19 protein-coding genes and 1 tRNA gene are annotated in these 20,359 nt (G+C 69.9%); 10 read left to right on the top strand and 10 right to left on the bottom strand.

What is annotated here, in order from left to right; translation table 11 throughout:
* Positions 1 to 19: 19 nt before the first annotated feature.
* Positions 20 to 1,348: an ABC transporter substrate-binding protein gene (locus ACT3T9_RS02880; RefSeq protein ID WP_441443709.1), complete on the bottom strand. Its 1,329-nt coding sequence runs from the start codon at positions 1,346 to 1,348 to the stop codon at positions 20 to 22.
* 177 nt (positions 1,349 to 1,525) lie between these two features.
* On the opposite strand from ACT3T9_RS02880, the gene ACT3T9_RS02875 reads away from it, so the two are divergent.
* The 3 genes from ACT3T9_RS02875 to ACT3T9_RS02865 are packed head-to-tail and all read left to right on the top strand — an operon-like array spanning position 1,526 to position 4,493.
* Positions 1,526 to 2,602: a Gfo/Idh/MocA family protein gene (locus tag ACT3T9_RS02875; RefSeq protein WP_441443708.1), complete on the top strand. Its 1,077-nt coding sequence runs from the start codon at positions 1,526 to 1,528 to the stop codon at positions 2,600 to 2,602.
* Complete coding sequence (tmk, locus tag ACT3T9_RS02870) at positions 2,599 to 3,330, top strand: dTMP kinase (RefSeq protein WP_444605935.1); 732 nt, start codon at positions 2,599 to 2,601, stop codon at positions 3,328 to 3,330. The genes ACT3T9_RS02875 and tmk overlap by 4 nt, the downstream gene beginning before the upstream one ends.
* Positions 3,327 to 4,493, top strand: coding sequence for a DNA polymerase III subunit delta' (locus ACT3T9_RS02865; RefSeq protein ID WP_444605934.1), 1,167 nt, complete (start codon positions 3,327 to 3,329; stop codon positions 4,491 to 4,493). Before tmk ends, ACT3T9_RS02865 begins: the two co-directional genes overlap by 4 nt.
* A 179-nt stretch (positions 4,494 to 4,672) precedes the next feature.
* Here ACT3T9_RS02865 and ACT3T9_RS02860 read toward each other — a convergent pair whose 3' ends face one another.
* From ACT3T9_RS02860 to ACT3T9_RS02845, 4 genes are all read right to left on the bottom strand, one after another.
* On the bottom strand, positions 4,673 to 5,611 hold the full coding sequence (locus ACT3T9_RS02860) for a DUF3027 domain-containing protein (protein WP_444605933.1): 939 nt from the start codon (positions 5,609 to 5,611) through the stop codon (positions 4,673 to 4,675).
* A gap of 3 nt (positions 5,612 to 5,614) precedes the next feature.
* Positions 5,615 to 6,001 carry a cold-shock protein gene (locus tag ACT3T9_RS02855; protein ID WP_441443704.1) on the bottom strand — a complete coding sequence of 129 codons (387 nt, stop codon included), beginning with the start codon at positions 5,999 to 6,001 and terminating at the stop codon, positions 5,615 to 5,617.
* 198 nt (positions 6,002 to 6,199) lie between these two features.
* Positions 6,200 to 6,898: an NUDIX hydrolase gene (locus tag ACT3T9_RS02850; RefSeq protein ID WP_444605932.1), complete on the bottom strand. Its 699-nt coding sequence runs from the start codon at positions 6,896 to 6,898 to the stop codon at positions 6,200 to 6,202.
* Positions 6,895 to 7,554 (bottom strand): endonuclease III domain-containing protein, encoded by a 660-nt coding sequence (locus tag ACT3T9_RS02845; protein ID WP_441443702.1) that lies wholly within the window; start codon positions 7,552 to 7,554, stop codon positions 6,895 to 6,897. Before ACT3T9_RS02845 ends, ACT3T9_RS02850 begins: the two co-directional genes overlap by 4 nt.
* 199 nt (positions 7,555 to 7,753) lie before the next feature.
* Here ACT3T9_RS02845 and ACT3T9_RS02840 point away from each other — a divergent pair, with 199 nt between their 5' ends.
* Positions 7,754 to 8,431, top strand: a complete 678-nt coding sequence (locus ACT3T9_RS02840) for a Crp/Fnr family transcriptional regulator (protein WP_345076476.1) — start codon at positions 7,754 to 7,756, stop codon at positions 8,429 to 8,431.
* Between the two features lie 315 nt (positions 8,432 to 8,746).
* Here ACT3T9_RS02840 and ACT3T9_RS02835 read toward each other — a convergent pair whose 3' ends face one another.
* From ACT3T9_RS02835 to ACT3T9_RS02820, 4 genes are all read right to left on the bottom strand, one after another.
* Positions 8,747 to 9,568: an MBL fold metallo-hydrolase gene (locus tag ACT3T9_RS02835; protein WP_444605931.1), complete on the bottom strand. Its 822-nt coding sequence runs from the start codon at positions 9,566 to 9,568 to the stop codon at positions 8,747 to 8,749.
* 10 nt (positions 9,569 to 9,578) lie between these two features.
* Entirely contained in the window at positions 9,579 to 10,082 is a 504-nt protein-coding gene (locus ACT3T9_RS02830; protein WP_442331784.1) for a RidA family protein, read from the bottom strand.
* A gap of 4 nt (positions 10,083 to 10,086) precedes the next feature.
* The gene (locus ACT3T9_RS02825; protein WP_262424549.1) at positions 10,087 to 10,257 is read right to left on the bottom strand and encodes a DUF4177 domain-containing protein; all 171 of its coding nucleotides are present in this window, start codon (positions 10,255 to 10,257) and stop codon (positions 10,087 to 10,089) included.
* Between the two features lie 125 nt (positions 10,258 to 10,382).
* Positions 10,383 to 10,685, bottom strand: coding sequence for a WhiB family transcriptional regulator (locus tag ACT3T9_RS02820; protein WP_441443699.1), 303 nt, complete (start codon positions 10,683 to 10,685; stop codon positions 10,383 to 10,385).
* A 260-nt stretch (positions 10,686 to 10,945) separates the two neighbouring features.
* Here ACT3T9_RS02820 and ACT3T9_RS02815 point away from each other — a divergent pair, with 260 nt between their 5' ends.
* The 6 genes from ACT3T9_RS02815 (at position 10,946) to ACT3T9_RS02790 (ending at position 18,271) form a co-directional block, all read left to right on the top strand.
* Positions 10,946 to 13,345 (top strand): penicillin-binding protein, encoded by a 2,400-nt coding sequence (locus tag ACT3T9_RS02815; RefSeq protein ID WP_444605930.1) that lies wholly within the window; start codon positions 10,946 to 10,948, stop codon positions 13,343 to 13,345.
* 1 nt (position 13,346) lies between these two features.
* Entirely contained in the window at positions 13,347 to 14,294 is a 948-nt protein-coding gene (locus ACT3T9_RS02810; protein WP_444605929.1) for a metallophosphoesterase, read from the top strand.
* A gap of 57 nt (positions 14,295 to 14,351) precedes the next feature.
* Positions 14,352 to 14,425, top strand: a tRNA-Pro gene (locus ACT3T9_RS02805).
* 523 nt (positions 14,426 to 14,948) lie between these two features.
* The gene (locus tag ACT3T9_RS02800; RefSeq protein WP_441443696.1) at positions 14,949 to 16,046 is read left to right on the top strand and encodes a C40 family peptidase; all 1,098 of its coding nucleotides are present in this window, start codon (positions 14,949 to 14,951) and stop codon (positions 16,044 to 16,046) included.
* 208 nt (positions 16,047 to 16,254) lie between these two features.
* A complete protein-coding gene (locus tag ACT3T9_RS02795; RefSeq protein ID WP_441443695.1) occupies positions 16,255 to 17,664 on the top strand; it encodes a beta-N-acetylhexosaminidase in 1,410 nt (469 codons plus the stop codon).
* A 1-nt stretch (position 17,665) separates the two neighbouring features.
* A complete protein-coding gene (locus ACT3T9_RS02790; RefSeq protein ID WP_441443694.1) occupies positions 17,666 to 18,271 on the top strand; it encodes a LytR C-terminal domain-containing protein in 606 nt (201 codons plus the stop codon).
* 69 nt (positions 18,272 to 18,340) lie between these two features.
* Here the strand turns inward: ACT3T9_RS02790 and ACT3T9_RS02785 are convergent, their stop codons facing one another.
* Positions 18,341 to 20,305, bottom strand: coding sequence for an Ig-like domain-containing protein (locus tag ACT3T9_RS02785; RefSeq protein ID WP_442331782.1), 1,965 nt, complete (start codon positions 20,303 to 20,305; stop codon positions 18,341 to 18,343).
* Positions 20,306 to 20,359 lie beyond the last annotated feature (54 nt).

The following is a 20,359-nucleotide window of genomic DNA, read 5'->3' as shown; positions in this document are numbered from 1 at the left end:
GAGCGAGCGGCGGTGGAAGTCATTGCGCCGTGAGCTCGGTCAGCTTGGTCTGCAGATCCTTCATCGCTGGCTCGGCATCCGTCTCACCGGAGAAGCAGGCGTAGGCCGCCTCCTGGATCGCCTGGGTCACCTCGCCGTACTGGACGACGGCGGGACGGCTGGCCCCGTTGTCGATCGCCTCCTTCAGCTGCGGCAGGAACGGGAACGCCTCGAGCATGTCCGCATCCTCGTAGACGCCGACGTTCGCCGGAGCCTGCGCGGTCGCGAGACCCCATTCCTTCTGCTGGACGGCATCGACCATGAAGGAGATGAAGTCGACGGCGGTGCCCTTGTTCTTCGCGAAGGCGCTCACCCCGAGGTTCAGCCCGCCGAGCGTCGAGCTGCCGGGCCCGTCGAACCCGGGCACCAGGCTGGCGACCATCTTCCCGTTGACCGACGAGGAGCCGTCCTCTGCCTGGCCCAGCGCCCAGACGTACGGCCAGTTCTGCAAGAAGGCGAGGCGGCCGTCCTGGTAGGCCGCGCGGGACTCCTCCTCCTTGTAGGTCAGCGCCTCCTGGGGGATGAAGCCCTTATCGAAACCGTCACGGACGGTCTGGATCCCGGTGAGCGCCTCCGCCGAATCGGCGTGGGGCTTGCCCTCGGCGTCGAAGAGCTCGCCACCCGCCGACGCCACGAGTCCGGCCGCCTGGACGGTCAGCCCCTCGTACTTGGAGTACTGGGAGCCGAAGCCGAGCAGTTCCGGATCCTCCTTCTGGAGCGTCTCGATCGCGGCGTACATCTCTTCGAAGGTCTCGGGAGGGCCGTCGAGCCCTGCCTGCTCGAGCAGGTCGGTGCGGGAGAACAGCAGCTCCGCGTTCGTGATGAAGGGGACCCCGTAGAGCTTGTCGAAGTAGGTGGCGGTCGTCACCGTGGCGGGGATCAGGTCATCGAGCGGGAACTTGTCCTGCGGCAGCTCGACAACCCACTGGTTCGCCGCGAACTCGGCGGTCCAGACCACGTCCAGCCCGAGCACGGTGTACGCATCGGATTTCGCCTGCGCGTTGTTGATCATCTGACGGCGCTGCTCGTCGGAGGACTCGGGCAGCTCGATGAGCGTCACCTCCTCATCCGGGTGCTCCGAGTTCCAGGTCTCCAGGAACTCGGCGAGCTTGCCCGTGGTGTCCTTGCCCTTGGCCAGGGTGATCGGGCCCCGCTCCTCGAAGTCCGCGGCGGGCGCATCGCCACCGCCGCCACCACCATCGGAGGACCCACCGGAACACGCGGCCAGCGCCGCGGCCGCCGTCGTCACGCCGCCGGCGGCGAGGACCGTGCGCCGCGAGGCGAGAGGACGAGAAGTGCTGTTGAGCATGCCGAAACTCCTTTGTTCTGACGCGAGCACCACGTGTGCTCGATGTCACCAGTGTAGGAGCATCCGGGAGGGGTTCAGGTACCGATCGAGCACCGACTGCGCTCCCTCCACAGACCCCATCACCTGTGGATTCGCCGAGAGCGGACCGGGTGCCAGCCCAACCGATAGATTGGACCCATGACCGAGACCGACGCATCCGAAGCGCCTGCGGCAGCACCCTCGCTGACGCTGCCGCCCACCACCGTCCTCGACCCGGCCGCCGCGCCGGGTCTGCGCTGGGGCGTGATCTCTCCGGGCCATATCGCTGACCAGTTCACGGCCACCGCGTACCGTGCCACCGCCTCCCGGGTGGTCTCCGTCGTCTCCCGCTCTTCGCAGCGCGCCGAGGAGTTCGCGCAGAAGCACGGCATCGAGCGAGCCTTCGACTCCGTCGAGGAGATGCTCGCCGCGGGCGGGCTGGATGCCGTCTACGTCGCCTCCCCCCATGCCCAGCACCATGCCCTGACCCGGCCGGTGCTCGAGGCGGGCATCCCCGTGCTCGTGGAGAAGGCCTTCACCCTCAACGTGGGCGAGGCCCGCGATCTGCTGGACCTCGCCCGTGAGCGCGGAGTGTTCGCGATGGAGGCGATGTGGGCTCGCTTCCTGCCGCAGTACGACGTGCTCCGTCAGGTGATCGCTTCCGGTCTGCTCGGCGAGATCATCGAGGTCACCGCGGACCACGGACAGACCTTCCCCGCGGATCCCACGCATCGCATGTTCGCTCCCGAGCTCGGCGGCGGTGCTCTGCTCGATCTCGGTGTCTACCCGGTCTCCTTCGCGCAGATGGTGCTCGGTGATCTCTCCGACCTCGCCGTGCGCGGCCACCTCACCGACACCGCAGTCGACGCCTACATCGCGGTCCTCGCCCAGGGCCAGCAGAGCGGCCGCGCGCGCCTGTCCGCGACGTTGCTGGCCCGCACCCCCACCGAGGCCTTCGTCAGCGGCACCGCGGGAACGGCCCGGCTGTCCGGTCCGTTCTTCGCTCCCGGCACCCTGACAGTGTCCCTCCATGACGGGCGCTCGGCCCAATTCGAACATCCCGGTGCGCGCGGAGACGGCATGGCCTACGAGATCGCCGAGGCGGCCCGTCGGATCACCGCCGGCGAGCTCGAATCCCCGCTGATGAGCTGGGCGGACACCCTCAGCGTGATGTCCACGATGGACGCGATGCGAACGGAGCTGGGAGTGGTCTATCCCGGCGAGGTGACCGCATGAGCCTCCTGGAACCGGTGCGTGGCCTGCGCATCCCTTCACCGCATCCGCCACGGCGCGGAGTGTTCATCTCCTTCGAGGGAGGTGACGGCGCCGGGAAGTCCACCCAGATGCAGATGCTGCGGGACCACCTGGTCACCGAGCGCTCCGTCGCTGAGGACCTCATCCTCACCACCCGGGAGCCGGGCGGCACTCCGCTCGGCGAGAGCATCCGTGAGCTGCTGCTGCACGGCGAGCATGTGGAGCCCCGTGCGGAGGCGCTGCTGTACGCCGCGGACCGTGCACACCACATCTCCACCGTGGTGCGTCCGCATCTGGCGCGCGGTGGGCTGGTGCTCAGCGATCGCTATCTCGACTCCTCGGTCGCGTACCAGGGTGCCGGGCGTGACCTGGATGCCGACGAGATCACCTCGCTGTCGCTCTGGGCGGTCGAGGGTCTGCTCCCCCACCGCACGATCCTGCTGGATGTGTCGACCCAGACCCTCGATGAGCGTCGTGACCCGGCCACCCTGGACCGGCTCGAGGAGGCTGGCCTGGCCTTCCACGAGTCGGTGCGCCAGGAGTTCCTCGACCTCGCCGCCGCGGATCCGACACGCTACGCGGTGATCGATGGGACGCTCCCGCGCGACGAGGTCCATGCACGTGTGCTCACGGCCGTCGCCGAGGTGCTGGGCCTGTTCGATCCCACCTTCGAACCGGCTCCGCCCACCCGGCACCGGGACGAGCAGTGACCGCGACCGGTTTCGGCACTCGCGGTGGGGTGTGGGCCGACGTCGTGGGGCAGGAAGCTGCCGTCGCCCAGTTCCGTCGTGCCGCCTCTCCCGAGGGTTCCCTCGCGCAGGCCTGGCTGGTGACCGGGCCCCCTGGCTCGGGCCGTTCGACCGCCGCCCGCGCCTTCGCAGCCACCCTGCAGTGCGAGCAGGGCAGCGGCTGCGGGCAGTGCCGCGCCTGCCGCACCACCCTCGCCGGTACCCACCCGGACGTCACTGTGGTCGCCACCGACAAGCTCTCGATCGCGAAGGAGGAGGTGCGCGCGCTGGTGATGACCGCCCAGCGATCTCCCGCCACCGGTCGCCATCGGGTGCTGATCGTGGAGGACGCCGACCGGATGACCGCCGGCACCTTCAACGTGCTGCTCAAATCCATCGAGGAGCCGCCGCCGTCGACCGTGTGGATGCTGTGCGCCCCCTCCGCCGAGGACCTCGCGCCCACCATCCGTTCCCGCTGCCGCCTGGTGTCGCTCTCGGTGCCGTCCTCGGCTGTGGTCGCCGAGCTCCTGCGACGCCGTGACGGTGTCGACGAGGCCCTTGCGGTGCGCGCTGCGCGCGCCGCCCAGGGGCACATCGGGCTGGCGCTGCGCTACGCCACCCAGCAGGGCGCGCTGGCGGCCCGCGAGGAGTCCGCGCGCACCCTGCTCTCCCTGCGCGGTGCCGGTCAGGCGGTGCTCGCTGCCCAGACGCTGGTGGACCGCGCCACCGCCGAGGCGAAGGAGCATGCGGACCTGGTCGCCGCGGAGGAGAAGGAGCGCTTCCTGCACTCGGCCGGGATCGAGGATGGCAAGGTGCCACCGTCCCTGCGCTCACAGATGCGTCAGCTCGAAGAAGATGCCAAGCGGCGGCAGACCCGTCTGGTCCGCGATGTGCTGGACCGCTACCTGCTGGATGCACACTCCGTGCTCCGCGATGTGCTGAGCCGTCAGCTGGGCACCGGCTCGGAGCTGGTCAATATCGACGTAACCTCCGAGATCGAGCAGGCTGCCGCGCGGGGCTCCGGGCGGATCACGCTGGGTCTGCTCGAGGCGGTGCAGGAAGCACGGGAGCGCATCAGCGGGAACGTGCCTCCGCTGCTCGCGATCGAGGCCCTCCTGGCCCGCGTCGCCGTCTCCCTGCACTGACGGCGACAGGCTCTAAGACGCCGCCCACACCGGCGCCAGCTCCGTGCTGCCGATCAGGCCCGGCCACCGCACAGGTTCAGACCACCCACAGGCCCGGCCACCACGCAGTCATGTGCGCTTCCGTTCCAGGACGTGGAACAGAAGCGCACATGACTGCAAGTACGGACCGCGAGTGCGGTTCAGTCCTCGGGCGAGTCCGCCTCGGGAGTCGCGGGCGCTTCGGGGGAATCCACCTCAGCGGCCTCGGTGGCCTCGGTGGCCTCGGCGACTTCAGCAGTCGCGGGTGCCGCGGCGTCGGCCGGTGCGTCCTGGCCGGCCGGTGCGTCGTGCTGGAATTCGACGTCGAGCTCGTCGACGATCACACCGCTGCTGCGGGGGATCTCCCGGTCCTCTTCCTGCTGACCGGTCTCGGAATGTGCACCGCATCCGAAGTTGAGGTGCACGACGCGACCGTCCGCCGGGGACCACTCGTTCGTGCAGACGCCGAACTCGCCGCGCAGCGAACCGGAGAGCTTGGAGAGGAAGCCGCAGCTGGTGCAGTTGGCCGCAACGGTCCCACGACGGCCACGACCGGAGGTCTCCCGCGGCCCGAAGTCGCCCTCGATCCACCGCTCAGCGGCCTCGCTGCGACCCTCTGAGGAGAGCACCCGGGGGCGACCCAGGCCCAGCTCCCACAGGGCGACGCGATCGGCGTCCTCGTCTCCGGTGGCCTCGTAGCCCTGTTCGAGCCGCTCGTCGTCATCGCGGTACGGAAGCAGGTCGTCCGCGCCGACATCCGAGGGCTTCAGCCGCTCGGACCAGGGCTCCCAGTCCGGAGCGAGGATCGCCTCCTCGCCGGGCAGCAGTGCGGTCTCGGCGACGGTCGCGGCCTTGGCGCGGGAGGCGCGGGTCAGCACCACCACCCAGGACCAGCCGCGATAGCCGGGCATGGTGCACTCGAAGACGTGTGTGACCAGCCGTTCCCCGCTCGCCTCGACCCGCAGGTGCTCGCCGACCTGGCCGGGCTCGGTGACCTCGAGCAGCGCCTCGCGCGCGAGCTCGATGGCAGCGGACGCGATCGCGTCCAGCTTCGGCCGAGCGGTGCGGGCGCGGCGGGGGGCGGTGGTCGGTGACGTCATATCTCAGGCCTCGAAGTTGTCGGCAACGGCACGGAGGACGGTGGCGATCTTCTGGGAATGCCCGCGATCGGGGTAACGACCCTGACGCAGCCCGTTGGAGGCGTCGTCGAGCAGGCGGATCAGGTCCTCCACCATCCCCGCCATCTCCTCGGGCTTCTGGCGCCGTGCGCGGCTGACGGACGGGGCCGGCTCGAGCAGCTGCATCGAGAGCACCTGCGGGCCACGGCGGCCATCGACCATGTCGAAGTCGACCCGGGCGCCGGGCCGGAGGGCGCTGACCCCTTCGGGCAGATTCGAGGCGTGCACGTAGACACTCTGACCATCCTCGTCGTCGAGGATGAAGCCGAACCCCTTCTCGGCGTCGTAGAACTTCACCTTGCCGCGTGGCACGTGGATCCCATTCCTTGTCTGCTGCTCATCGGTCTGCTGGTACTGGTGTCCGGGGCCCGCGGAGCGTCCGTGCCGGCCGCTCCTGCTGCACCCCGAGGTGCTGCCGGAGACCGTCCGGCAACACTCGAGTCTATCGTGCCCTGACCCGCGGTTGGCGAGCGGATTCTCGCGAGGTGACGACAGCCACCGCCGTCGGGGTCAGCGGCGCCGTTCGGGCGGGATCTCGCGGGTCGGGGCGGTGTCGGAGACCGGGTCCAGCCCGAGCCCGGTGAGCACCTTCTCCAGGATCATCGCGGTGAAGCCCCAGACGAACGCATCGCCGGGGAGATCGAAGGCCGGCCCCACCCGCTGGCCGCCCAGCAGTCCGCGGAGCCGGTGCGCCGGATCGGTCAGAGAGCCCGGGCCGGTCAGCGGCGCCCAGACCAGCCGTTCGACCTCGAGCGGGTCCTGCACGCCCAGCTGCGGCACCGACCGCGACCAGCTCAGCACCGGGGTGACGCGCTGGATGCGCCAGGGCATCGGGATCGGGGCGAAGGCGCCGAGCACGTGCGCGTCGGCCGGATCCAGTCCGGTCTCCTCCTGCGCCTCCCGCAGTGCGGTGTGGACGTCGTCACGGTCCCCGGGGTCACGGCCCCCGCCGGGCAGTGAGAACTGCCCGGGCTGCGAGCGCAGCGCATGCCCGCGCTCCTCGAGCACCACTCGGGCATCGTCGAGCCCCGTGCCGGCGATGTGTATCAGCACGGCGCTGCGGCGCACCGCTCGCCCGCGGGGGTCCGGGCCCCGCGGGTCCGGGTCGCGGCTGACCAGCACTTCGCCCGCCGAGGCGCGCGCCGCGAGAGGGGCGAGGAACTGCGCATCTCCCGGGAGATGGAGAGCAGAACGGGGTGCGCCGCTCATGCGACCCCCACCTGGGGGCAGAGCTCGAGCAGGGTGCAGTCCCCGCAGCGGGGCGCCCGTGCGATGCAGACCCGGCGGCCGTGGAGGATCAGGCGCAGTCCGAGGACGGTCAGGTCCTCGGCCTCGGCGCCGGTGCCGTCTGCCTCGAGGTGAGCCACCAGATCCTCCTCGACCTTGCGCGGATTGTCGGCCGTGGACCATCCCAGGCGCCGGGCGAGCCGACCCACATGCGTGTCGACGGCCAGCAGCGAGTGGCCGAACCACGCACCGCGCACCACGTGGGCGGTCTTGCGGCCCACACCGGGCAGCTCCTCGAGCGCGGTCTGGTCGTCAGGGACCTCGCCGTCATGCCGCTCGACCAGTCCCCGGCCCAGCCCGATCAGGCGACGCGCCCGTGTCGCACCCATTCCGAGCGGGCGCACCACCTCGGTGAGCGCCGCCTCGTCCGCTTCGGCGAGTGCCGTCGCATCGGGCCAGCGCGAGAACAGCTCCGGGGTGATCTGATTGACGCGGACGTCGGTGGTCTGTGCCGAAAGCACCGTCGCGACCAGCAGTTCCAGTGCGTCTCGGTGGTCGAGCTCAGTGCGGGCCCCCGGGTAGAGATCCTGCAGAGCGGCCGCGACGAGCGCCCCGTCAGCCCGGGCAGCAGCGGCCACGGCGTCGCCTCCGTCGTCCGCATGAAGAACCGACCTCGACATCTGAACAGCACCTCCTCAGGCCGGTGGCGGGCCTCTGCGCCGCGAGCACGATAGTGTTTGACCATCATGTGACAGTCGCCACCGGTCTTCGTGGCGTCCGTTACAGGCGTCTCACAGCACGGCCCCGGCAGTCGGGGCCCCACACTCAGGAGGTTCCGTGGACGAGAACATCGTACGGTCATCACCGTTGTTCGCTGCGCTCGACGAGGACGGCAAGCAGGCCGTGCTGGCGTCGATGAAGCAGGAGGACTACCACCGCAGCGCCATCATCTTCCGTGAGGGGGATCCGGGCGACCGTCTGTTCATCATCGGTTCGGGCAAGGTGAAGGTGGGCCACGCCTCGGGCGATGGCCGCGAGAACCTGCTCGCGGTGCTCGGCCCGGGCGAGACGCTCGGCGAGCTGTCCCTCTTCGACCCGGCGCCGCGCAACGCGACCGCCACCGTGGTCGCCGAGTCGACCCTCTTCTCGCTCTCGCAGCAGGACCTCTACCGGGTCCTCGCCCAGCGTCCGGAGGTCGCCCGCCATCTGCTCGCCTCACTGGCCCGCCGCCTGCGCAAGACCAACGAGTCGCTCGCCGACCTGGTCTTCGCGGACGTCCCCGGCCGCGTCGCCAAGAACGTCCTCGACCTCGCCCAGCGCTTCGGTCGCCAGACGGACGACGGCGTGATGGTCGCCCACGGCCTCACCCAGGAGGAGCTCGCCCAGCTGGTCGGCGCCTCCCGTGAGACGGTCAACAAGGCGCTCGCGGACTTCGCCTCTCGCGGCTGGATCCGCCTCGAGGCCCGCGCGGTCCTGATCTCAGACGTCGAGCGTCTGCGCCGCCGCGCCCGCTGAGTCGTCCCCGCTTGGTCGGGCCTGCGCTAGGTCGGGCCCGCGCCCGTTCGGGCCTGCGCTAGGTCGGCCGGCGCCCGCCGTGGCGAAACACGCGCATCGAGACCACTGATCCCTTCCGAATATGGAAGGGATCAGTGGTCTCGGCGTTGCAGGCCCGCGTGTCGGGTCAGGCCAGGCCCACGTGTCGGGTCGGGTCAGGCCGGGTCAGGCCCACGTGTCGGGTCGGGTCAGGCCGGGTCAAGCTCGCGTGTCGGGGCGTGCAGTCCTCGCTTGGGGGCAGCACGGACTCCCCGCAGCGCGGCCGAACACCCCGGCTCAATGCCCTTCGGCGAGGTGGTCGAGCGCGGCGCGGAGGTTCCAGCGGGCTGCATTCTGCAGCTGCGCGGGAAGCTCTGCACCGTAGATCACCCGCAGCAGCCGGTCCATGGTCAGCACTCCCGCTGTCCGTGCCCGGCGCACCTGCTCGATGCGTTCGCGGCGGTGGGCGATCGCCTCTTCGAGCGCCTCGAGCACGTCGAGCGGCGAGTCGTAGGCGGGCCCGTGGCCGGGATGGATCGAGCCGATCCGCCCGTCCACCGTCATCGCGCGCAGGATCGCGAGCGACTGGAGGTAGTCGGTGAGCGAGCCTCCGTCGTCCGGGATGATCACGGTCGAGGAGCCGCCCAGCAGGGTGTCGCCGCTGAGCAGCCGACCGCCGTCGATCAGCACCCCGACGGAGTCGGAGGTGTGCCCGGGCAGGTGGATCACGTGCCCCACGGTCCCCTGGTCGCTCTCGAGGGTGGAGGGCAGCGGACGTGAGCCGGGTACCCCGGACTGGTCCGCGGCCCACAACGGCACCTCGTGCCCGCTGCGGGCGGCCAGCTGTCTCGCCAGGGTGGCGGCACCGGCGGTGTGATCCTGATGCCGGTGAGTCACCAGCACCCCCCGGGGGCGCGCACCGTCGCCGCAGCTCAGCAGGAGCTCGGCGAGATGCTCGGGATCCTTCGGCCCGGGATCGACGATCCAGACCTCGTCCCCGTCGCGCACCAGATAGCTGTTGGTGCCGGCGAGGGTCATCGGCCCCGGGTTGTCGGCGCGGACCGTGATCAGCTCGACGGCAGGGGCCGACGGGTCCCGCTGCGGGACGTGCTCGCTCACGGCGTGCCGCTCAGGCGTTCGGGAGCTCGGCGTCGTCGAGCTCCACCAGCAGGTCGAGCTCGACCGGTGCATCCATCGGGAGCACCGCGACGCCGACGGCGGCACGAGCGTGCTGGCCAGCCTCGCCGAAGATCTCGCCGAGCAGGGTGCTCGCCCCGTTGATCACGGCGGGCTGGGCGGTGAAGGACGGGTCCGAGGCGACATAACCGGTCAGCTTGACCACGCGCACCACCCGATCCAGGTCCCCCACGAGCGCCTCGATGGCCGCCAGCGCGTTGAGGCAGCAGGTGGCGGCGAGCTCGGAGGCCTGCTCCGCGGTGACCTCTGCGCCGACCTTGCCGGTCAGCGGCAGCGTCCCGTCGACGAAGGGCAGCTGTCCGGAGGTGTGCACATGGCGACCGCTCGCGACGGCCGGCACATAGGCCGCGACCGGCGCGGCAACGGCCGGCAGAGACAGCCCGAGCTCATCGAGCCGGGCACGGATGCGAGCGCTGCGGCCCGAGGCGACCGTCATCGGCTCAGCCCTCGCCCAACGGACGCTTGAGGTACGCGACCAGGTTCTCCGGGTTCGGGCCGGGCACGACCTGGACCAGCTCCCACCCCTCCTCGCCGTAGTTGTCGAGGATCTGCTTGGTCGCGTGGATCAGCAGCGGGACGGTCAGGTACTCCCAGCGGGTGTAAGTGCTCATGGCGCGAGCCTACCGGTGGCAGCGCGGCCGTGAGATGCCCCCTCGTCCCGAGGGGTCGGCGACGGCGGAGCAGTCCGGCCGCGCCGATAGCGCCGGTCTGCCCCTCTCAGCTGCCCACGGCCTGGTCAGCTGCCCACGGCCTGGCGCTGGGCCCGGCGCAGCGCCTCCGACCAGTCGCGCACATCGGGATGGCGGCGCAGCATGCGTCGCCGCTCCCGTTCCGTCATGCCGCCCCACACCCCGAAGTCGACTCGATTGTCCAGAGCGTCGGCCAGGCACTCGGTGCGCACCGGGCACGCACCGCAGGCGAGCTTGACCGCATGCTGCTCGGCGCCCTGCACGAAGAACCCATCGGGATCCATGCTCACGCAGGCACCTCGTGTCGCCCAACTTGAGTCTTCGGTGATCGGCGTTGCCGCAATAGTCATCCTCGTCCCCTTCCCAGGTCCCGAATCGACGTTGATTCGTACATGTGCCCAACTGTATGGAGACCGTCGCCACATGGCAAAACCGGAGAAGTTCCGAGCCTTGCGAGCCAGACTGTGATACGGCGTTCGGGATCCGCCAGGCCCACCGCAGCTGCTCCGCCGGGTCGCGCAGGTCTCGAGGACGCATCGGGTTGGTGAAGATCCCGCATGCGTGGCATGCCTCATGGCCCCCGCGCCGGACCGCCCCGTACTGTGTGACCATGCCCCGCACCACGCCTGCGTCCGCGTCCGGACGCTCACTCCCCGTTGCACTGCTGCAGACCGTCTACCTGCTGCTGGGGATGCTCGCCGTCTCAGCCCTCGCCGGTGTGCTGCTGGCCGCCTTCTTCCTGCCGATGGTCTCTGCAGGTTCGGCCGTCGCCAAGGACGGGGTGGATCTGTTCGAGTCGTACCCGACCGAGCTCGAGGTCGAGCCGCTGAATGAGGCCAGTCGCATCGAAGCGGCCGACGGGTCGCTGCTGGCCACGTTCTACACCGAGAACCGCATCATGGTGCCGCTCGAGGAGATCTCGCCGCACATCCAGCATGCCGTGGTCGCGGTCGAGGACCGCCGCTTCTTCGAGCACGGAGGCGTGGATCCCAAGGGCATGTTCCGTGCCTTCGCCTCGAACGCGGCCGGCGGGGCCACCCAGGGCGGATCGACCCTCACCCAGCAGTACGTGAAGAACGCGCTGCTGATGGACGCGGTCCAGCGGGGCGACCAGGAGGACATCAGCACCGCCACGGAGCAGACCTACGGCCGCAAGCTGCGCGAGGCGAAGCTCGCACTGTCGCTCGAGAAACAGTGGTCCAAGGAGCAGATCCTCAACGCCTACCTGAACGTGGCGCAGTTCGGGCCCTCCCAGTACGGGGTCGAGACCGGCGCCCGGCATTACTTCTCGAAGAGCGCAGTAGACCTCAACCCGGGTGAGGCCGCGCTGCTGGCCGGCATCACCAACGGCCCCAACCAGTACGACCCCGTCGCCCACCCCGAAGCCGGCCAGAAGCGTCGCAACGAGGTGCTCGGCGATATGCGTCGCGAGGGGTACATCTCCGATGAGGAGTACGAGCAGTACACCGCCCAGCCTGTCGCTGAGATGCTGAAGATCCAGAACGTCCGGGCAGGGTGCGCCGATGCGGGCACCAGCGGCTTCTTCTGCGACTACGTGACCCGTTCGCTGCTGAACGATCCGACCTTCGCCCCCTCCTACGAGGAGCGGCGCAAGCTGCTCTACGGCGGCGGCCTCACGATCCGCACCACCCTGGATCCCAGCACTCAGGCAGCGGCCTCCGAGATCCTGCAGCGCAAGGTTCCCGCCGACGCCCAGCACGGCTTCGGCCACTCGATCGTGACCGTCGAACCGGGCACCGGGAACATCCTCACGATGGCGGAGAACCGCTCCTTCAACCCCTACCAGGAGGTGGGGCCGGGCGAGACCGCGATCAACTACAACGTCCCTCACACCCTCGGGGGCGGCAACGGGTTCCCCGTCGGCTCGACCTTCAAGCCCTTCGTGCTCCAGCAGTGGCTCGAGAGCGACCGCTCCATCTATGACCGGGTCAGCACCAAGCGCGAGCCGATCACCTACGCCCCGGCGAAGTGCCTCGGGGGCGGGGCCTGGCGCGAAAGCAAGGGCTGGAACCCGGACAACGCGGTCTCCGTGCGGATCGCCCCCATGGAGACGGTCCTGAACTCGACCAAGTTCTCGATCAACACCAGCTACACGGACATGGCCAGCCAGCTGGACCTGTGCGAGATCGCCAATACGGCGCGCAACATCGGCGTGGTCCCGGCGCGGTTCGACCCGTACGACGCCTCCACCTGGGAGATGCCGATCGAGGACATGTACGGCACCACCCTGGCACCCGCAGCGCTGGTTCTCGGCGAGCTGAACATCTCCGCCCTCGACATGGCCGGCGCCTATGCGACCTACGCCTCGGGCGGCACCTACTGCAAGCCGCAGGCGATCACCGAGGTCAAGGACCGCAACGGCGATCCGATGGAGATCTCCGGCGCCGAGTGCCACCAGGCGGTCGAGAAAGATGTCGCCGACGCGATGGCGTGGACCCTCCAGCAGGACCTCGAGGATCCGAAGGCCACCGGCAAGGGCAAGATCATCGACGGCCATCCCGCCGGCGGCAAGACGGGAACCTCGGGCGAGCAGTTCCACACCTGGTACGTCGGCTTCACCCGCCAGATGTCCACGGCGGTCTGGTTCGGTCACCCGCAGGCGAACATCCGCCCAGGCGGCTTCGACGTCGACGGTCAGATGCTCCGCAGCGGCAGCGTCTGGGGCAACACGGTCTCCCTGCCCACCTGGCAGGAGTACATGAACCGCGTTCACCAGGGGCTGCCCAGCGAGCCGTTCCCGGCCGCACCGAAGCCCCCGTCGAAGCCCACCTCGGACATCGTCCAGAAGGGCGTCGTGCCCGACGTCTCGGGCATGGTGCTCAGCCAGGCGCAGGCCACGGTGGAGTCAGCCGGCTACAAAGTCGAGGTGCGCAACCAGTCGAGCTCGGACGTCGGCAAGTGGTACGTGATCGGCACCGACCCCGCCCCCGGCACCAAGCTGCCGGAGAACGAGACCGTGGTCATCCGCCAGTCCTCCGGTGAGGGCTGAGATGCGGCTGGAATCCGCTGCCGGTTGGACCATCGGAGCCCTGGGGGCCCTGGGCCTCGGGGCCGGAGCGGCGGCGCACATCTGGGCCCGCCACGTCGAGATCCACCGGTACACGCTGCGCGAGCTGGAGCTGCGGATCCTGCCGCCCGGCAGCCGCACCATCAGGGTGCTGCACATCAGCGACATCCATCTGCTGCCTGACCAGAAGCGCAAGCTGGATTTCCTCGAGCACCTGGGGATGCTCCGGCCGCACCTCGTCATCGACACCGGGGACAACATCGCCTCCGCAGCAGCGGTGCCGGTGCTGGCCGAGGCGCTCGAGCCGCTGCTACGGCGTCCCGGCGCCTTCGTGATGGGCTCCAACGACATGTTCGAGCCCGGCCCGAAGAACCCCGCGCGGTACCTGCTGCCGGACCCGCGCCCCGAGGGCATGACCGCCCCCAAGGAGCTCACGCTGCCCACCGCGGAGCTCGCGCAGAGGCTCTCCGCCCACGGGTGGAAGGACCTCACCAACAGCCGCGCGAGCATCGAGCTCGGCGGGCTCGAGATCCGCTTGGTGGGTGTCGATGACCCGCATCTCGAGCGCGATGAGATCCCGGCTCCGGCCGCCGTGCCCCCGGCTCTGCCCGAGCACGGCAATGTGCTGCGCCTGGGGGTCGCGCACGCCCCGTACCGGAGGGTGCTGGACTCCTTCGTGGCCGACGGTGCCGACCTGATCCTGGCCGGGCACACCCACGGCGGGCAGCTGCGACTGCCGGGGATCGGCGCCCTGGTGACCAACTGCGATCTTCCGCGTCAGCAGGCGCGCGGCCTGTCCGCGTGGCAGGGCGTCCCGTTGCATGTGAGCGCCGGCATGGGCGCGAGCCCCTATTCGGACTACCGGTTCCTGACCCCTCCGGAGGCGACCTTGCTCACGTTGCGCGCACCGAAGCCCGCTCCGAGGAAGTGAGCACGCTCGAGGCCTGCTAAAGTTTCTCCTCGGTGCTCCACTTCGGTGCGGCACCTCCGGGGTGTGGCGCAGCTTGGTAGCGCGCCTCGTTCGGGACGAGGAGGTCGCAGGTTCAAATCCTGTCACCCCGACCGGAGAGAAGGGCCGTGAGATCGCGAGATCTCACGGCCCTTCTCGTCGTCGAGATCCGGAGGTGTTCCGCGCATTCCCGCGACGATTGTTCCGCCCGACATATTCGTCGAGAAATGGACAATGCAGACATACTGATCGGGCCCTGACCAGCCATCCGGCACCCCGAGTGCCGCCGGAAGCGCGGGACATGAAGGCACCCCGCCGAATAACAGTCGTGTAACTACCACAGTGGAATCTTCATTCCCGGCGGGAACACGGGGCAATTTCATGGTTTTTAGCAAAATCTTGGCAAAAGCCTTGAAGCTGGCAGGCAAACTCCCCTGTGGGCCCGGCATGACCTGCACATACAGTGGCGGACGGTACCGCCCTGGTCGGGTGGTGCTCACCGGGCTGCCGCCTTCCCGTCACCGGCCCGGTCGCTTCCTCCACTTCCCTGGGTGACGGGTGCAGGCCTCGCGCGCGCGCCGTCCACGCCGCCGCTCGGGATCTCTGCGTGGCGACGGAGAAAGTGATTGCCCCACGATGTTCCGCACAGTTCCACGAGGCACGCACCGGGCCGCCGGCCGTGCCGTGATCGACTACCGAGGCCTCGCCGCCCCGGTGGGCCGGGGTGTCGGAGGTGCCGCCGTGATCGGCGCCGTCTCCGCGACCGCCGCACTCGCCGGTGGAGCCTCGGCCACTGCCCAGGCACCCGCCGCTCCCGTCTTCGGGACCGTGCGCGCCACCGCCCCGAGCGTCGCCCCGGCGTCCCAGTCCCAGTACACCTCCGTCAAGCTGCGCCTCGGCGCTCGCGGCGCGGCCGTGAGCTACCTCCAGCAGCAGCTGAACTCCCACGGCGCCTCGATCGGGGTCGACGGCGTCTTCGGATCCGCGACCCTGCGGGCCGTGAAGAGCCAGCAGTCCGGCGCCGGGATCGGAGTGGACGGCGTGGTCGGGCCGAAGACCTGGAGCTCCCTGACGGGTGCCGCTGCTGCGCCGGCGAAGCCGTCCACAGGCAGCTCGCAGCCCAAGCTCCGCTCCGGTGATCGCGGCTCGTCCGTGACCACCCTGCAGAACCAGCTCCGCTCCGCCGGCGCATCAGTCAAGGCCGACGGGGTCTTCGGATCTGCCACCTACTCGGCAGTGCGCTCGCTGCAGTCCGCCGCCGGGATCGGCGTGGACGGCGTGGTCGGGCCCAAGACCTGGAGCGCGCTGGGCAGCAACGTCCGCATCTCCGACAACGCGGGCAGCCGTGACGAGGACCGCGGCTCCAGCAGCGGCACCTCGATCAACGGCCAGGCCGTGATCAGCGCGGCTCGGGCCCAGATCGGGACCCGGTACAAGTGGGGCGGCTCCTCGCCGGCCAGCGGCTTCGACTGCTCAGGGCTGGTGTACCACGCCTACAACCAGGCCGGGGTGAACCTGCCGCGCAAGACGGCGAAGGGCTACACCTTCGGCGGCCGGATCATCTCCCAGTCGGAGGCGAAGCCCGGCGACCTCGTCGCCTTCACCGGCAACAACTACGGCCACATAGGCGTCTATGTGGGCAACGGGAAGATCATCGACGCCTCCGGCTCACGCCAGCAGGTCGTCGAGCGCTCCCTCTGGAACGCACCGCACGTGTTCGTCACCTACCGCTGAGCATCCGCACAGTCGGCAGCAGACGGATATAAGGCCACGACGGCCTGCTCGACGCGAAAGCGTCCTCGGGAAGGAGCAGGGCGACGTGAAGGGGCCCGGTCGGCATCGCCGACCGGGCCCCTGTGCATCCATGGGATGGCGCCGTGAGCCAGGTCTCCGTGGCAAACTGGTGCAGACCACGATCGCCGTCGTCGTTCCAGGAGAGTCCATGTCCGACCCCATCGCCCTCGTCCCCCTGCCCCAGTCCGTCGTGTGGTCGGAAGGCGTGTGGACGACGAACGATCCCTGGGAGGGGCTGTCCGTCGGTCTGAACGACTCCCTGGCACCGACGGAGTATGCGCTGTCGATCTCCCCGGCCGGCGCGGCGCTCAGCGCCGGCAGCGAGGCAGCGCTGGCCGACGGCCGCAACACCTTCGCCCAGATCGTGACCGGCGCGGGCGGAGAGATTCCCTGCGTGACCATCTCGGATCATCCGAAGTACGCCTGGCGCGGTCTCCACCTCGACGTGGCCCGTCATTTCCTCCCGGTGGAGGAGATCGAGACCTTCATCGATGCGATGGCCCTGCACCGGCTGAACGTGCTGCACCTCCATCTCACCGATGACCAGGGATGGCGCGTCGAGATCAAGGGCTACCCGCGTCTCACCGAGGTCGGTGGCTGGCGGGAGCAGACCCTGGTCGGCTCGATGCAGAGCCCGGAGGAGACCTGGACGTTCGATGGGACCCGCCACGGCGGCCACTACACTCAGGACGAGCTGAAGGGACTGGTCGACTACGCGCGACGGCGCGGCATCATGATCGTTCCCGAGGTGGACCTGCCCGGACACATGCAGGCCGCGATCGCCGCGTACCCCGAGCTCGGGAACTTCCCCGAGAAGCAGGTCGGGGTGCGTGAGGTGTGGGGCATTTCCGATCACGTCCTGGGAGTCTCCGACACCGTCTTCGACTTCCTGCGGGATGTGCTGAGCCAGGTCGCTGCGATCTTCCCCGCCCCCTATGTGCACATCGGCGGCGACGAGTGCCCGCGGGTGGAGTGGGAGCGTTCCTCGGCCGCCCGCGTCCGGCTCAACGAATGGGGGCTGACCCGGGTCTCCGAGATCCAGGGCCACTTCACCCAGTTCGCCTCGGACGTGCTGCGCGAGCAGGGCAAGCGGGTGATCGCCTGGGACGAGGTGCTCGAGACCCACCTGCCCGACGACACCATCATCATGAACTGGCGCGATTCCGCCGGGGTGAAGACGTCGGTGGACCGTGGGTTCCAGACCATCATCTCCACCCACGATCAGACCTACCTGAACTACTACCAGGCTGATCCGAAGGACGAGCCGGTGGCGCTGGGCCGCCCGAACACGCTCAAGAACGTCTACACCGCTCGGCTCGAGCCCGCCAGGCTCACGGAGGAGAAGCGCGCGCTGCTGCTCGGCATCCAGGCCCAGCTCTGGTCCGAATACCTGCCCGATGCCGCGAGCTTCCAGTACATGGCCTTCCCCCGCCTGTGCGCCCTCGCCGAGCGCGCCTGGGGCTCCCCGGAGCAGAGCTGGGAGGAGTTCGAGGAGCGGCTGCGTGCCCATCTCCCCCGCCTGGACGCCTTCGGCATCCGCTACCGCCCTTTGGACTGAGATGAGCTCCTCCCACCGCGATGCCCACCCCTACGGGCGTTCCGCCGATGACGTCCGCCGCCGCGACCAGCGCCTCCGCCGCACCCGGAGGATGCGCGCGACCCAGCTGACGATCTTCTCGATCCTCGCAGTGGTGCTGATCGGGATCGGAGTCTATGCCGTCGGCGAGCTGCGGGAACCTGCTGCCGAGCCGGGCCAGATCGCCCCGAAGTCCTTCGGACCGGATCCCGTCGCCCTCGTCTGCCCTGAGCCCGGTGCGGTCCCCCTGCCGCCTGGCGAGGTCACCGTGACGGTGCTGAACGGGACCACCCGGGGCGGACTGGCCGGGGAGGTCTCAGATGACCTCGCCGCACGCGGCTTCACGCTCGAGAGCGCGGGCAACACCCGCAAGGCCAACGGTCCCGCCACGATCGTCCACGGCCCCGCCGGGTACCTCGCCGCGCAGTCGGTCCGGATCCAGGTCCAGGGATCCCAGCTGCTTCTGGACGAGGCCCGTGAAGGCACCTCCGTGGCTCTGCTGATCGGTGACGGCTTCACCGGTCTCGAGGACGAGTCGGCGGCCGCAGCAGCTCGTGAGCAGCCGGTGGAAACGCCCGAAGGCTGCTGAGCGGATCGCCGCTCGGGCTCAGCCCAGGCGGTTGCTCTCCCGGTCCCGACGCTCGGTCGGCCCGGGAATTCAGTCCTCCCAGGCGCGGCGGTCGGCCTCCATGCGCATGCCGATCCACAGGCTGACCCCTCCGCCGAAGATCAGCAGCATCACCACGGTGCCGAACACTGCCGCGGTGCTCGGAGAGGACGGCATCAGACCGATCAGCAGGCTGTTGATGCCGCTGACCTCCGACCCCGCCTCCGCTGCCGCAGTGAGATCCGGATCCACGTCGATCACCAGATTCGCCTGCACCGGGATCCCCTCGCTGTCGACCACGTGGTAGGTGATCACAGTGGTGCGGCCGGTGAACCCCTCCTCGGGAACGAAGGTCACCGCGCCGTTGCCCGCGACGGTGTACTCGCCCTCCCCGGGGATCAGCAGCCGCGTGCCGCGACTTTCCTCGAGCTGGGAGAGATTCGTGGCCGCCAGCGAGCTGATCTGGACCGACTCCGGCACCAGGGGCTGGGAGCTGCTGCCGGCGGTGTCGTTGCCCAGCACATCCACGGTGACCGGAGACTGCGGGGCGGTGCGCGACTCGTCATCTCGCAGGGTCGCGATGACCGGGGAGAAGACTGCCTCGAGGGTGGCGTCGACCGGGTTGTCGGCGTAGACACCTCGAGCGGTGACGTCCACCGGGATCGCCGCCCCGGCGAATCCTTCCTCGGGAGTCATCACCACGATGCCGGAGGCCACGTCGATCTGCCAGATCCCCTGACCGGGGATCGTGAGCGTGGTGCCGTCGGCCGAGACCCGGGCCTGCTCGGGAATCAGCCCCGGATCGAACTGCAGGGAGTCGGAGCGGACGTCCCGGATCCCGCTGCCGAGGTCGAAGCTGATCGGCTCCCCCGGCAGGCCGGCCTGGGCTCGCGACAGCAGGATCGGATAGGCGGTGCTGAGCAGTGCGGTCGCGGCCGTCGCGCCTTCGCCGTCACCGCCGGTGATCCCCATCGGCGCGGTCTTGCGCACCTCCGCACTCTCCGGCGAGAAGCGCACCGTGGCCGCGGCCCGGTCCAGCACCCAGGTGCCCTCTCCCGGCACCAGCACCCGCGCGCCATCCGCAGAGGTCTCATAGGATGCCGGGTCTCCCAGCGGCTGCAGGCGCAGGGTCGACGGGTCCACGAACTGCTGTCCCTCGCCCACCACGAACAGGATGTCCTCGCCATAGGGCGCGGACCAGCTGAGGTCGGAGATGATCGGCACGGTGAGCATCACCTGTCCCGCCCGTACCGCTGCCCCCTCCCCGTCCTCGACGACGAAGCGGATCGGATCGAGCTGACGGCCGAGCCCGACCCCGGACGGAGTGTGCGTCAGCGCGTCGCCGTCGGCCGAGAGCTGCCAGACGCCCTGATCGGGAACGGTGGCCCGGCTGCCGTCGGACAGCACCGTGGAACCGGCCGGGAGCCCGGCCAGCTCGAGCCGCACGGACCCGTCGGCCGGGACGGATCCCTCGACGTCGATCCGGATCGGCACCCCCGCCGAGCCGTGCGCCCCGACCTCCTCGAGCTCGAGAGCCTCCGGGGTGAGGACCACCGGGAGCGAGCGGCTGTCGTGGAAGCCGCCGATGGTCAGCGCGATCGGGGTGCTCGGCGCGTCGACCCCGATCTGGGGCTGGAACACCAGGTCATCGCCGAGCAGGGTCCAGGTGCCCTCCCCCGCGATCACGATGCTCCGGGAGTCCTCCCCCAGCGCCATCTGGGCGCGCAGCCCCTCATCGGCGTCCTGGGGCACGGCCAGGCGCGCCGATCCGAGAGAGACCTGGGGTTCGAGATCGTCCTCGATCAGCGCGATCAGCGGGATCCGGGTGACCGCGCCAGGGACCATGTCCAGCGTGCGGGTCTCGGCCGGGAAGGCGAACGGACCGTCCTCGCCCAGGGCGGCGGCGGGCAGCGCCGTCGAGAGCGCGAGCATCCCGGCGGCGCACAGCGCGGAGACGCGCGCGACCAGGATCCCCGGATGCGCGCGCGAGGGGCGACGCGACCACAGCTCAGGCATCGGGCCAGGGTAGCAACGCCTGCCGGGAACCCGGTGATCCCGCGCGGTCTCGGG

It is taken from the genome of Brachybacterium sp. AOP29-B2-41 (genome assembly GCF_052378395.1).
In the GTDB taxonomy this organism is placed as follows: Bacteria; Actinomycetota; Actinomycetes; order Actinomycetales; family Dermabacteraceae; genus Brachybacterium.
The sequence above is the reverse complement of the archived record's forward strand: the minus strand, read 5'-3'. Positions and strand labels throughout refer to the sequence as shown.